Here is a 12,915-nt window from a genome sequence, read left to right as displayed (position 1 = left end):
ACGATGTCTGCGTCCGCTATGTCGCCGGGCTCCGTACTGCCGCTTATGAGCAGGTCGCGCTCGTAAACAACCGCTGCATGGGCAAGATCGAGTGCTTTTCCGCGCGCGATCTGTTCTACCGCATCCACAAGCGCGATGTTATCTAACTTTTGGCTTAAAGAATCGCTTACGATAAGATCGTTCGCTACCGCTGCGCCGATGTTTCCTGCGCCGAATATCGCTATTTTCATTGTTATCTCCCAAATATCGGCCCGCATTTTTATAACTGCGGAGGTTAAATTTTAAAATTTAAAGACAAAATTTCGTTTTTGAAATTTAATGCCGAAGCGACCTTAAATTTTATCTTTGCGCCTTTACGTTGCGCTCGTGCTCGGCTTGTGTGCGCGCAAAATCGTGAAGCCCGGTTTTTTTGTTTCGCATAAAATACAGATACTCGCTCTTTGCAGGCGCAAAAACGGCGCGTATCGCATCGCGAGAGACCACGCACACGGGCTCTTTGGGAAGTCCGTCGTTGAGGTAGGTGTTGTAGTGGCTGGTGTCGGTGCGGATGCGCTGCGGAGTGATCTTGACGTGCGAAAACTCGCCGTAATTCAGCGTGCCGTCCATCTGAAGGCGCATATTTTTGGCTAAGCGGTTGTCGATAACGGAGGCTACGAGGGGCATCTCATCTGCGTTTGCGGCCTCTTTTTGAATGACCGAGGCCTTGATCAGCACCTGCTTCCACGCCGTGGCGTTATAATCGCCGATAAGCTCGCGCGACAAGTCTTCGTGGAATTTTTGCGCGCTTGAGATGAGGTGGTCGATGATATTTTTTTCGCTTTCGTTTTTGCTAATTTTGTAGGTTTCAGGCACCAAAAAGCCCTCGTAAAACGGCGCCGTGGCGTTGTATTCGCGCTCAAGCTCGCTAAAGCTTAGCCCGCGATCTTTCGCCAGCTGTTTTAAAAACACGATCGTAGTCTCTCCCGGGATCAGCTTGATCTCGTTCATCACGGGCTTTGCGACGCTTAGCTCATACAAAAATTGATATTTGGGCAAATTTTCGCCGCTAAGCTCCAGCTCGCCGGTTTTTGCGCCGCCGTAAAAAGAAAGCAGTCTCGCGTCGAATTTGCTAAATTTAGGATAGCTCTTTGAGAGTTGCGATAAAATTTTCGTTGAGCTGCCTTGTCCTATCTGCACGGTTGCCGCGTTGCCGACGCGCTCGTGTAGATCAAAACCCACGGCCAAAAGGACGATAGCCGCAAGCTCGATACAAACGCACGCCGCTTTGATGAGCTTTATAAAGAATTTCATGCGTTCCTTTCAAAATTTAGCTAAAATTATAGGCAAATAAGCCAAAATTTTGAATAAATTTCATATTATAAGCGCAGTTTTTCGGCACGCCCGATTTGGTTTTGGGGCGGAGTTTTTTGATGAGGCGATGATGTTTAGAACTTTGGCTAGATTTTTTTTGGGCATAACGATACTTTTTATAATCTGCGCGGTAGGCCTAAAACACGGTATTGCGATTTCGCAGCTGGACGTGGGCTTTGCAAAGCTTGAGGGGTTTTATCTCAAGCTAAATAAAGGTCTCGTGCTGCGTATCAAAAATCTTGAAATTACGCAAAATAATACACAAAATTTAGAGCAAAATTCCACCGATCTACGCACGCAAAGCGAGAAAATTTTGGAATTTAGCAAAAAAATCTCGCTCATCAACTCCTTTTTTGAAGAGATCGACGTGCAAAATTTGAAGATCAAGGGCGAAAGTCTAAAGCTAAAATACAAAAGCGACGTTTTTTACGCAGATACGCGGTTTTTTAGGCTAAGCTCAAAGATCACGCCTGGCGCAAACGGACTTAGCTTTGATCCGATCGAGCTTAAGCTAAATGATTTTAATCTCACTCTGCACGGCACGGCGCGAGCAAATTTCAGAGCCGATACGTATGATTTTAACGGCACCTTCGCTTCGCACGAGATCGCGGGCGAGCTTGACGTGCACAATATCGGCTCGGAGCTAAATATCGAGATAAACCGCGCCTCGGCTTTGAGCCTGAAAAATTTTATGAATGAGCTAGGCGCACTTACGGGGCTAAATCCCCTTGCGAACGAGTGGATCTACGGCAAGGCGGTCGCGCAAAACTACTACATCGAAAATCTGCACGCCAAAATCGATCTGAAAGATCCGCGCCCGATTGCAGAAAACGTCAGCGCCACGGCCTACGCGCAGGATCTTACGATAAAATTTCAACCGCAAATCGAAGCAGTAACGGTAAAAGATGCCAACATCACGCTCAAAAACGATTTTCTAAGCTTCACGCTAAATGAGCCTAAATTTAAAGGCAAAAGCCTGGAGGGAAGCAGCGTGCGTATCGGCGGACTCTTTGAAGAAAGGCCGGTCGTATATCTGGATCTGCGGACCAAGGAGAGTTTGGGCAAGGACCTTATAGCGATTTTGCAAAGCTACGGCATAAACGAGCCCGTATATCCGCTAGGCGGTGGGATCGATGCGCGCGTGCTGATAGACGTGGACGTCGAAAAGGAAAGCGCCAAGGTGGATGCGAACGTGACGCTAAAAGACGCCGATCTGATGATCTCTAAAGCGAAATTTCACTCCAAAGCCGCGCGGGTACACATCACCGAGAAAAAAATCGACATCAAAGACGCGAATCTGCAAAATGAAATTTTTAACGCCACGGCAAGCGGCAGCATCGATATCGCCACGCGCAAAGCTAAATTTAACGGCGTTATTCATAGCTTCAATCTCTCCCCGAACGGCAAAGAAATTTTAAAATTTGGCGACGCGCGAGATAATATAAGCCTTGATTTTAGCGGCAAAGCGCCGGTGCTAAGCTCGCAATTTTTGGGCGCAAAGATGAGCTTCGGCGAGCGGATCGAGATTAGTTCGCCCGATATTAGCGGAATTTTGCCCTTTTCTAAGACGCTTAAAAACGCTGGCATTAGCGGCGGGGATCTTAAAATTTTAACCAGCGATTTTACAAACTTAGATATCAGCAGCAGCAATCTCATCTTTGATTTCGGTCTGCTAAACAAAGACGGCAGCCACTACAAAAACGATTCTTTCGCGCTTCGGGTGCGCGGGGGCGATCTGGACGGCTCTAGCGGAAGCGGTAAAATTTCTCTTAAAATAAACAAAGGCGGTAACTTCGTCGCTCTAAAAGACGTGGACGTCGCGATCAATACGAGCGTGCAAACCAGCGAGTTTAATAGCGGCACGAAGGAGCGCTCGCCGATAAATTTCAGCGGGCAAAATTCTGCGATCGTGCTATCCGATCTAAATAAAACGCTTAAATTTACGCACTTTAACGGCGTGCTGGACGGCAAAAATATGAATTTAAACGCAAGCTTTAAACGCGGCGACGTGAAGTTAATCTTTAAAAAGAGCTTGCTTCAAATTTTTGCGCAAAACATCAGCGGCGAGGCGCTTAATCAATTCCTGGGCTCGCAGAGCTTCGACGGAGGAGTATTTACGCTAAAAGCAAGCGGCATCGATCCGCGCAACTACCGCGGCGAGATCAACGTGCAAAACACCTATCTGAAGGACTACATCATCTATCAAAGGCTGCTTAGCTTTATAAACTCCGTGCCGTCGCTGCTTACGTTTAAGACGCCCGATTTCAACGATCGCGGCTTTAGCGTGCAGAGGGGCAAAATTTACTTTCGCCGCAGCGGCGATAAAATTTACATAAACGCGATGAACTTTACCGGCAGTAGCGCCGACATCGCGGGCAACGGCGAAGTGGATATGAAAAGCGGCGCGCTAAATATCGATCTGGAGCTTAAATACCTCAAAGACGCAAGCTCGATAATCTCAAAAATCCCGCTGCTAAATCATATCATCTTGGGCGAAAACAATACGATCTCCACGATCATCGAAATTCGCGGCACGACGAAAAAGCCCACCTATTCGACCGCCGTTGCGACCGACGTGCTAAAAACGCCGTATAATCTCATCAAAAACACACTGATGCTGCCTTTTGTGATCTTCGGCGACAGCGAGGAGAGCAAATGAAATTCCCGCTCGATTATAAGGATAGCTTTGAAAAATCGCTGCTGTTTTGGCTCGTAAAATTCGTGCGCTACAAGCTAAGCGCGCTATCGAATAAGGAGCTGAAAAACGACGCGCTGTTTCGCCGCGCAAGCCTGGCGCTAAATCACGAGGTCGCGAATATCAATGAACTCGAGCGGCTCGCAAAAGACGCTCGAAACGCGGGACTTACCGGCATCAATACTTATTTTAATCCGCTTAAAAAATTTTACGAAGCGATCATGCAGTACGGCCTTGAGAGTATGAAAAATATCGACGAGGAGCTTTTGAGCGAAATTTTAGCCTCGATTACTGGCGGACTGAGCGATGCGAGCAAAAAAAACTACCGAATCGCCGTGATAAATTTTTTCGGCTTCATCGACCGCCAAAACGAGCAGGACGGCACCTCGCATAACTTTGGCATCGAGCTTAAGCACTGGGGCGGTATTAGCGGCAGCCGCGGCACGAAGCTTCCGGAGTTTATGAGCGAGGAGGAGCTGAAGCGGTTTTTGGACGCGATAAATCTAAGCAAGTTTCCCTCCTTTGCCCATCGCAACCGCCTGATCGTAAAAATCATCGTCTACACGGGCATCCGCGTGGGCGAGGCGATAAATCTCAAGCGCAAAGATATCGCACCCGAGGGCGATCTTTTCGTAATCCGAATCCGCGGCAAGGGCAACAAATACCGCATCGTAATGATCAAGCGCCACCTGATCGAGGAGCATCTAAACGCGCTGGAGACGAACTTTGCAAACAAAGAGGGCTATCTTTTCGTCACCAAAAACGGCGCGCCGCTCACGCAAGCATACGTCAGCGGCATCGTGGAGAAAATTTTAATGAGCGCGGGCATCCGCAAGGAAAAAAACGGCGCTCACATGCTGCGCCACACCTTCGCGACGATGCTTTACAAAAAGCAAAAGGACCTCGTGCTCGTCCAAGAAGCCCTCGGCCACGCGAGCCTCAATACTTCGCGCATCTACACCCACTTCGACAGCGACAAACTGCGTCTTGCGGCGAAGGTCGCGGAGGAATTCGAGGAGTGAAATTTTAAAATTTGAGGTAGCGAGAGGCTTGCTTGAGCGAGATTTTTTAAATCTCGTTTTGATGCGACTTTGAAATCGTTCTTATGTAATTTATTTCACAAAAGTTTTGGAATTTTATTTTGAAAAATTCTGAAATTTGTTTTTCATACTCGCATAACAAAACCCAAAATTTTACCTTTCGCACTTTAGAATTTAACTCATTAACTCGGCAAAATTTTAAATTAACGCGCGAGCCCTAGAGCTTGATCGCAAAAGAATCTAAAATTTTACTCTTTTGGAGTATAGAATAATTTACTTTTTAGGTTTCCTCATGCGATTTTGCCTAAAATTCCAGATAAATTTAGTGCAAAATTTCATTTAAATTTTGACGATACGGGATTTCATCCGAGGATTTTATAAGCAAAAGATAATCGACATATTAAGAGGTAGCGGATATAAAAATTTATCTGCAAATTTCACAAGGATAGAATTTCTGATTTAAAATTTAAACCCTCGAAATTTTATAGTTTGATTTGCTTTCAAATTCTCATCGCACCGTATTCGCCTTAAAATTTAAAAATGCAAAAGATTTGCCACCAAAGTTTGCTGCAAAATTTACCGACGCGAAGCTTGCTTCGTAAACAGCGCAAGAATCATATAGGAATTTCTAATAAAATTTAAAGAGATAAAATCATCGGCATGATTTATTTTAGATTTATTTTACGACAGAAATCCCGCTCTTGCGAGCAGGATTTCATTTCTTAGGGGGATAAGAAAAGGAGTTTAGGCTAAATAAATTTAGCCCGAGATTTCGTCTAGCCACGGAATTCGCGGCAAAAAGGAGCAAAAAGACGAAATCTCGCGCAAAATTTTAAGCCAAGATTTAAGCGATCGGCTCGCGACAATAAACGAGATTTGCGACGGCTTCAAAAACTATCGCAAAAAACGCTGTGCCGCAAGCGTCAAATCAGACAAGCCTTTGTTTTTTGAAATACTCGCGCGGAGCCTTGCAAAGCGGACAGGCGCCCGGGGCTTTCTTGCCGCGATGAACGTGGCCGCAGACCTCGCACACCCAAACTTCCTCGTCAAAACTCTCGAAAAAGCCCTCCTCTAGCAGGATCTTTTGAAGCTCGTTGTATTCGCGCTCGTGCTCCTGCTCGACCTTGCCGATGGCATTAAAAAGGCGCGCAACCTCTTTTTTACCCTCTTCGGTCGCGATTTTAGCGAAGCTCGGATACATGCTCTCGTGCTCGTAGCGCTCGCCGGCGGCAGCATCAAGCAGATTTTTATCCATTTTATCAAGCGGAATGCCTGCGGCTGCATGATGCGCCTTTAGCTCGGCTCTAGCGTGCCATTTTTCATTTTCGGCAGCCTCGTAAAAATGTCGCGCAATGGCGTGAAAGCCCGCCTCTTTGGCCAAATCGCCATAAAGATCGTATTTGTTGCGCGCCTGAGACTCGCCTGCGAATGCCTTCATCAAATTTACCTGCGTCAGATCCTCGGTGATGCATTTCATCGGCTCGCCGCAGCAGCTAAATGTACCGCCGCCTACTTTTTGCACCTCGACCTCCGCGCCGCATTTGTCGCATCTGTAAGTTTCGTACTGTCTCATTTTAATTCCCTATCAAAATTTTTAGGGAATGATACCACGGCTACTATTAAATTTTACTTAATAAATTTTATTCTTCTCAATAAATTTATATTTTTGAGAAAATTTCAGCGTGAAATTTCCATCCGTAAAATCTAAATTTAAGGTTTTTCAAAGCAAATGGAATTTCAAGCGAAAGTGCTAACACTCGATCATCTAAAAATATGAAATTTAGTTTTCTGACTCATTTAGTCCACGATTTCAAGGCGAGCCACATCATTGGAAATTTTTTAAAATTTAAAGTTATCTCAAAATTAATTTGCTATTTTGCCATATGGTCTTATTTTACGAGTATATGACAATGCTCGGCAAAAAGTAGCTTTAATGCGCCAACGAGCCGCCCGATTGTAATTATGAAGCGTTAAAAGCGTAATTAAGGGCACTGCAGCATTACCATTTTGCCGCTATGATCAGTAATTTCTGAGAATTTATGAACGTCAAATTCTAAGCCGCAAATCGAACAAGGAGGAAATTTATCGACTTCCTTCTCGCCTAAAAGCGAGCAAATTCCGCCTATTGCCGGATTATGTCCAACGATAAATACGCATTCCGCGCTAGCTGCGTTAAAATTTTGCATAACATCAGTGCTAGAAATTTCCACATTGTTGCAAGATATCGCATTATTTTCGCTAATGCTAGCGGGAATTTTAGTGCTCTTAAAAGCAGAATTTTCAGCGTTTGCGTCGCGATGTTTTTCGCTACTCAGACCAACCGCATTGTATTTTTCAACATTCACACTGCACCCAAAAAATCGTTTCTCATCCAAGCTGCGAACAAACTTTGCCAAATCCCATAAGCTTGCGTCGTATAACTCTCGCAATGACGCTACCCTTTTTATCGCATCCAACGCATTAGCGATAATTTGCGCCGTATGGAGTGCGCGTATAGCCGAGCTTGTAATAATTAAATCAGGCGTAAGTCCCAAGCTACGCAGCTTTTCTCCTAGTTTAATTGCGCAAAGTTCACCCGCATAGCTTAATGTCCGCTCAAAATCGCTTCCGTTGCCGCTTTGCGCCTCGGCATGTCTTATAAAATATATCCGTTTCATCTGCATCCTTTCATAAAATTTTATGTAAAATTTAGCGTTAAATTCTACAAAATTCTAAATTTTTTCTGGATCATTCCAAAGCCATAACCGACCACAAATCCCGCTATGTGCGCATACCACGCCACATTTATGCCCATTAGCATCGGTGCAAAGCTCATTATCAAAATCGCGATAAAAATCCCGCCCGCATTGCGTTCATCAAAATAAGCAATCACGCCTAAAAGCACGCAAATAGCGCCGCTAGCGCCTACGATATTGACGATTTCTCCCATGCTCATGGCATAACGGATATAAATCAGGCACAAAGCGCCGCTCAGCAGCCCGCCTACGATGTAAAGTAGCGTAAATTTTATCCCACCGAACGCTCGCTCTAAAATCCCACCGAATTGATACAAAACTGCCATATTCATCACTAGATGCATCACTCCGCCATGCATAAAAAATGAACTTAATAGCTGCCACGGCATCCCCTCGAAAAAATATGGATTGAGCCCAAAAAATAGATAGGACTTAAAGCCAAAAAAATATTCTAATGCGAATGAAATCACGAAAAATAGGACATTCGCCACAATGATCGCGAGAGTAAATTTGCCTGATTGCATGAAACTCCTTAAATTTTTCACGCATAGTAGCGAAATTTTGATTAAATTAAAGGCGTCGTGTAATTTTATAGGCTCGAGATAAATTTATGGATAAGTGCTAGCATTAAAATTCACTAATAGTTTTAATTGCAAGCGCCTTATCAAAATAGCTGCGCTAAAATTTAAAATTTAGATATAAAACTTTAAACTAAAATTTCCTTAATAAAATTTAGATCGTAAATCTTTTTTGAAAGTTTTACGTAATTTATAAAGTTTATCTGATATCAATTAAAAAACAAACATGCCGTTAAATTTAATAACGATAAAATTTTAGTTATATGAAGCTATTTCGTAGAATTTTATGTATAATTATAAGTATAATTTCACCAAGAATAATAAAAATTTGAGTTTAAATTAATTTCAAAATAAATTTTAGAGTAATATCTTATTAAATGCTTGTTATATATAATTACGCGTTAAAAATGCTAATTTGACTTGCCATAACAGTATCAAAGTGAGTTTTTATTCATAAGTTTTTGCTGCAGGAGTTTAAAAGCCATAAAAATTTTAAAATTTGATTAGAATTTTAGGAATTTAATAAATTCTATAAAGCAAGTCATAGCTAGAATTCCAAGCTAAATTATCTGCAAAATTTTACTTGAAATTTTAGAGCATAAATCAAACCGCCGCGAATTTTTAAAAGGTCTAACGGAATTTCATAAAATCTAACTAAATTCCAAAAGTTATGAGAAATTTTTCAAAAAATACGGCGAAAGAATTTTCAAAATTCTAGTTATTCACCCGTCCATATCCTGCGAAGCGGTTTGATGCTAGGCAGCTTATGCGGTCTTTACCGCAGCGCACGATATAGCTATTTTCCATCTTTTGCCCCGCTACATGGACGTTTTTCTTATTTAAATTTACGAAGTCCGCTTGATTTCTACCACGAGTATTGTGGACGAATTTCACGCGACCATCAGCATAGATCTCGCGCACGATGCCGATATGGCTGATCTCGTTATTGACCTTGCCTTTGTTAGAACGCAAGGTGTTTTGAAAAAACACCAAATCCCCCACTCGCGGCGTATTGCTGAGTAAATTTCTACGGCTGTAATAATTATATATTGCTTGGGATTTGTGTCCGTTTGTGAAGTATTTCGGCAGATCTTTTGAGTTAAAAAATAGATCATCGTATTTATCATTTAGCACGGTGATAAATCCGCTGCAGTCCCCTCCCGCGCGAGTGCCGGTGTAATCGTCCACCGATGCGATTAGCGGGCGGTTAAACTCGCTTCCTGGCACCGAAGTTATTCCTTCTTCATGATCGTTTAAGACATACGCTTGCTGGCTGCCGGCAGACGGGGCTTTTGAGGAGCAGCCGACCAGCAAAAACGCACCCAAAGCGCAAATAATTAGTTGTTTCATATAAATCCTTAAATAAAATTATGCGACGATTTGAACGTACGGCGCAATTTTAGCGCCTGGCGGTAACAAAATGGTAACTTTAAAGCTAAATTCTGTATAATTATTTAAATTTTACACGGAGAAATCATGCATTATCTACGAATTAACGGGGGCAAAAAACTAAGCGGCAGCGTCAAAATAAGCGGCGCAAAAAACGCAGCACTGCCGCTCATAGCTCTATCTATCCTTTCAAAAAACGAAGTCGTAATTAAAAATTTACCCGCAGTTTCCGATATCCACACGCTAATTCAGCTACTTTCAAATTTAGGCGCAAAGTGCGAGTTTCTTGACGCCAATATCGCCAAAATCGATCCGCGCGAGGTAAACTCGACTAAGGCAATCTACGACATAGTACGTAAAATGCGAGCTTCGATCTTAGTGCTGGGGCCGCTTTTAGCGCGGTTTAGACACTGCGAGGTAAGCCTTCCTGGGGGTTGCGCGATCGGCGCAAGACCGATCGATCTGCACCTTAGCGCGCTCGAAAAGATGGGCACGGAGGTTAAGATCGAGCAAGGTTACGTCGTTTGCACCGCAAAAAAGGGACTTAAGGGCGCGACTATAAATTTTGACAAAATTACCGTCACCGGCACCGAAAATATCGTAATGGCGGCTGCCTTAGCAAGCGGTACCACGCATATCATAAATGCGGCAAAAGAGCCCGAAATAATCGCCGTTTGCAACGCATTAAAAAGCGCAGGCATCGACATAGAGGGCATCGGCACGAACGAAATCCTCATCAAAGGAAGCGGCGGCGAGCTTTTAAGCTTAAACGAAATTTCGATTATTCCCGATCGCATCGAAGCAGGCACCTATCTGTGCGCAGGCGCGATCACGGGCTCTCGTATCAAGATCACGCACGCTTGCGCGGCTCATCTTGGCGCAGTGCTTGCAAAATTTGAAGATATGGGCTTTAAATTTGAAATTTCAAACGGCGGCGAGGAAATAACGATCCTGCCCGCTTCAAAGATCAAACCCGTAGAGATTATAACGAGCGAATATCCAGGCTTTCCTACCGATATGCAGGCGCAGTTTATGGCGCTGGCGTGTGTAGCCACGGGCGTCAGCACCATCGACGAGAGGCTTTTTGAAAACCGCTTCATGCACGTAAGCGAACTTTCGAGAATGGGCGCAGATATCCGCCTAAACGGACACATCGCGACGATCAGCGGCGGCAAGCTAAACGGCGCAGACGTTATGGCGACCGATCTGCGCGCCAGCTCGGCGCTTGTTTTAGCCGCCCTCGCGGCGAGCGGCGAGAGCAAAATACATAGAATTTACCACCTAGATCGCGGCTACGAGAGACTAGAGGCTAAGCTTGGTGCGCTTGGTGCAGACATACAAAGGCTGGAGGAATGAAGACTTCGGAATAAAATCTTGCGCAAGCAAGCGATGCGGGATTTTACGCAAAACGCGTTTTAAAATGCCACGCTACGTAAGAGCCACGTAAATTCTATCAGCAGCAATGCATTTAAATCGCTAAAGCTAAGTGTGGCGAAATTTTAAAGGCAAATCTTGGTAGAATTTCGAAGGATGAACCTCTTAAGAATTTAAAGTGGCGAGCTTTGGTAAAATTTAATGAACGAGCCGTGGTGGAATTTTTTAAGCACATGCGAGCGGAATTCCTACGGCAAAGCGGAATTTTACGAGTGATATGCTTTGAAATTTTAAGTAACACTAGCATTAAAATAAGGCAATTGAGCCCGTAAAATTTCGCGCATTTATTTGGGTAAAATTTTGCTTTGCAAGCTTTGGCGCAACATAAAATTTAAGGTCACGCGAAGTATTAACTGTGCGAATTTTAAATGTAAAAAATGATAAAAAGGACTTAAAATGATAGGAATAAATGAGGCTATAGATTTGGCTACGGCTAGAATCACATCAAGCAGGCGGAGCGAAATGGTGCCTCTTCCCAGCGCTCTAGGTCGCATCCTTTATAGCGATATTTCTGCGCTTAAAAACCTACCCTGCTTCGATAATTCGGCGCTTGACGGCTATGCCTACGCGGCAGAATTCAAAGACGAAGAGCTAGAGATCGTAGAGCCTACGATTTTTGCAGGAGACGAAAAATTCTATGAAATAAAGGCTGCGCAAGCGCAAAAGATAATGACCGGCGCGCCAATGCCTGCAGGCGCGGACTCCGTCGCGAGGCTAGAGGATGTAGACGCGCAAGGCGGAACTCTAAAAATCCCTGCTTCCGTTCATGCTCACGACGGCTTTCGTAAAAAAGGCGAGGAGATGCGCGCGGGCGAGCTTTTATTGCGCCGTGGCGAAATTTTAAACCCTGCTAAAATCATGCTTCTTGCCGCGCAAGGAATTTACGAAGCAAGCGTTTACACGCGTCCTAAAATCGCCCTATTTTCCAGTGGAAACGAGCTAAAAGAGCCGTGGCAGAGTGCGAGCGAGCGCGAAATTTATAATGCCAACTCTAGTGGTATTGCTGCATTGCTGCAAAAATACGGCTTTGAAAATGAGTATTTAGGGATTTTAAAGGATGATTTTAGCGCGGTATGCGAGGCGCTAAACGCTGCTACGCGTAAATTTGACGTACTAATTACCAGCGGTGGAGCAAGTGCTGGGGAAGCGGATTTTATGCAAAGCGCTATGAGTGAACTTGGATTTTTGCAGGTTTTCGATCACATTGATATCAAGCCCGGCCGCCCCAGCAAGTGCTTCGCAAAAGACGGCAAATTCGTCTTTGCAATGGCAGGCAATCCAATGGCTGCTTTCGTGCTTACGCGCGCAGTCATACTGCCGATCCTATTTAAGCTTAGCGGCGCAAGCGAGGCTTTTAGCGCAGAAGCGGCGATCTATGCCAAGCTCGCAAGCGATCTGAAGCTAAAAAGCGGCAGAGTAAATTTAACCGTAGGCGCATATGAAGGCGGAATTTTTACGCCTATGTCGTCGCCTTCGGGGCGCATCAGGCCGCTGGCTGCGGCATCGCATTTTTTCTTGGCTGATCCCGAATGCGACAAAGTTCGCGCTGGAGAAATCATAAAAATTTATGAAATTTAAGCGAGAAATTATTGACAAATGAAAATTTATAGGCTACAATCGCGCTTTATTTTTACCGCATGCGGGAATAGCTCAGTGGTAGAGCGCAACCTTGCCATGGTTGATGTCGCGAGTTC

The 12,915-nt window shown here is 44.4% G+C and carries 9 protein-coding genes and 1 pseudogene; 4 read left to right on the top strand and 6 right to left on the bottom strand.

The genetic code is table 11. The annotated features are described in order from the left end of the window. Together Q0413_RS01725 and mltG are read right to left on the bottom strand one after the other, a co-directional pair. Positions 1 to 230, bottom strand: a pseudogene (locus Q0413_RS01725) (malate dehydrogenase); the annotation flags it as partial. Between the two features lie 109 nt (positions 231 to 339). Next, entirely contained in the window at positions 340 to 1,290 is a 951-nt protein-coding gene (gene mltG, locus Q0413_RS01720) for an endolytic transglycosylase MltG (protein ID WP_298986663.1), read from the bottom strand. A 130-nt stretch (positions 1,291 to 1,420) separates the two neighbouring features. On the opposite strand from mltG, the gene Q0413_RS01715 reads away from it, so the two are divergent. Together Q0413_RS01715 and Q0413_RS01710 are read left to right on the top strand one after the other, a co-directional pair. Continuing rightward, positions 1,421 to 4,009 carry an AsmA-like C-terminal domain-containing protein gene (locus Q0413_RS01715; protein ID WP_298986661.1) on the top strand — a complete coding sequence of 863 codons (2,589 nt, stop codon included), beginning with the start codon at positions 1,421 to 1,423 and terminating at the stop codon, positions 4,007 to 4,009. After that, on the top strand, positions 4,006 to 5,067 hold the full coding sequence (locus tag Q0413_RS01710) for a tyrosine-type recombinase/integrase (RefSeq protein WP_298986659.1): 1,062 nt from the start codon (positions 4,006 to 4,008) through the stop codon (positions 5,065 to 5,067). The genes Q0413_RS01715 and Q0413_RS01710 overlap by 4 nt, the downstream gene beginning before the upstream one ends. Before the next feature lie 946 nt (positions 5,068 to 6,013). On the opposite strand, the gene Q0413_RS01705 is transcribed toward Q0413_RS01710, so the two are convergent. From Q0413_RS01705 to Q0413_RS01690, 4 genes are all read right to left on the bottom strand, one after another. After that, a complete protein-coding gene (locus tag Q0413_RS01705; protein WP_298986657.1) occupies positions 6,014 to 6,658 on the bottom strand; it encodes a ferritin family protein in 645 nt (214 codons plus the stop codon). Between the two features lie 409 nt (positions 6,659 to 7,067). Then, the gene (locus Q0413_RS01700) at positions 7,068 to 7,742 is read right to left on the bottom strand and encodes a histidine phosphatase family protein (protein WP_298986655.1); all 675 of its coding nucleotides are present in this window, start codon (positions 7,740 to 7,742) and stop codon (positions 7,068 to 7,070) included. Positions 7,743 to 7,786: 44 nt separating this feature from the next. Then, positions 7,787 to 8,344, bottom strand: a complete 558-nt coding sequence (locus Q0413_RS01695) for a rhomboid family intramembrane serine protease (RefSeq protein ID WP_298986653.1) — start codon at positions 8,342 to 8,344, stop codon at positions 7,787 to 7,789. A 768-nt stretch (positions 8,345 to 9,112) separates the two neighbouring features. Next, positions 9,113 to 9,748, bottom strand: coding sequence for an NlpC/P60 family protein (locus tag Q0413_RS01690; RefSeq protein ID WP_298986649.1), 636 nt, complete (start codon positions 9,746 to 9,748; stop codon positions 9,113 to 9,115). A 126-nt stretch (positions 9,749 to 9,874) separates the two neighbouring features. Between Q0413_RS01690 and murA the strand changes: the two genes are divergently transcribed. Both murA and Q0413_RS01680 read left to right on the top strand, forming a co-directional pair. Continuing rightward, positions 9,875 to 11,143, top strand: coding sequence for a UDP-N-acetylglucosamine 1-carboxyvinyltransferase (gene murA, locus Q0413_RS01685; RefSeq protein ID WP_298986646.1), 1,269 nt, complete (start codon positions 9,875 to 9,877; stop codon positions 11,141 to 11,143). Positions 11,144 to 11,617: 474 nt separating this feature from the next. Continuing rightward, positions 11,618 to 12,799 (top strand): molybdopterin molybdotransferase MoeA, encoded by a 1,182-nt coding sequence (locus Q0413_RS01680; RefSeq protein WP_298986644.1) that lies wholly within the window; start codon positions 11,618 to 11,620, stop codon positions 12,797 to 12,799. The last annotated feature ends 116 nt before the right edge of the window (positions 12,800 to 12,915 follow it).

This window comes from uncultured Campylobacter sp. (assembly GCF_938045465.1).
GTDB lineage: Bacteria > Campylobacterota > Campylobacteria > Campylobacterales > Campylobacteraceae > Campylobacter_B.
Note: the sequence above shows the minus strand (reverse complement) of the source record. Positions and strands in the feature narration are given on the sequence as shown.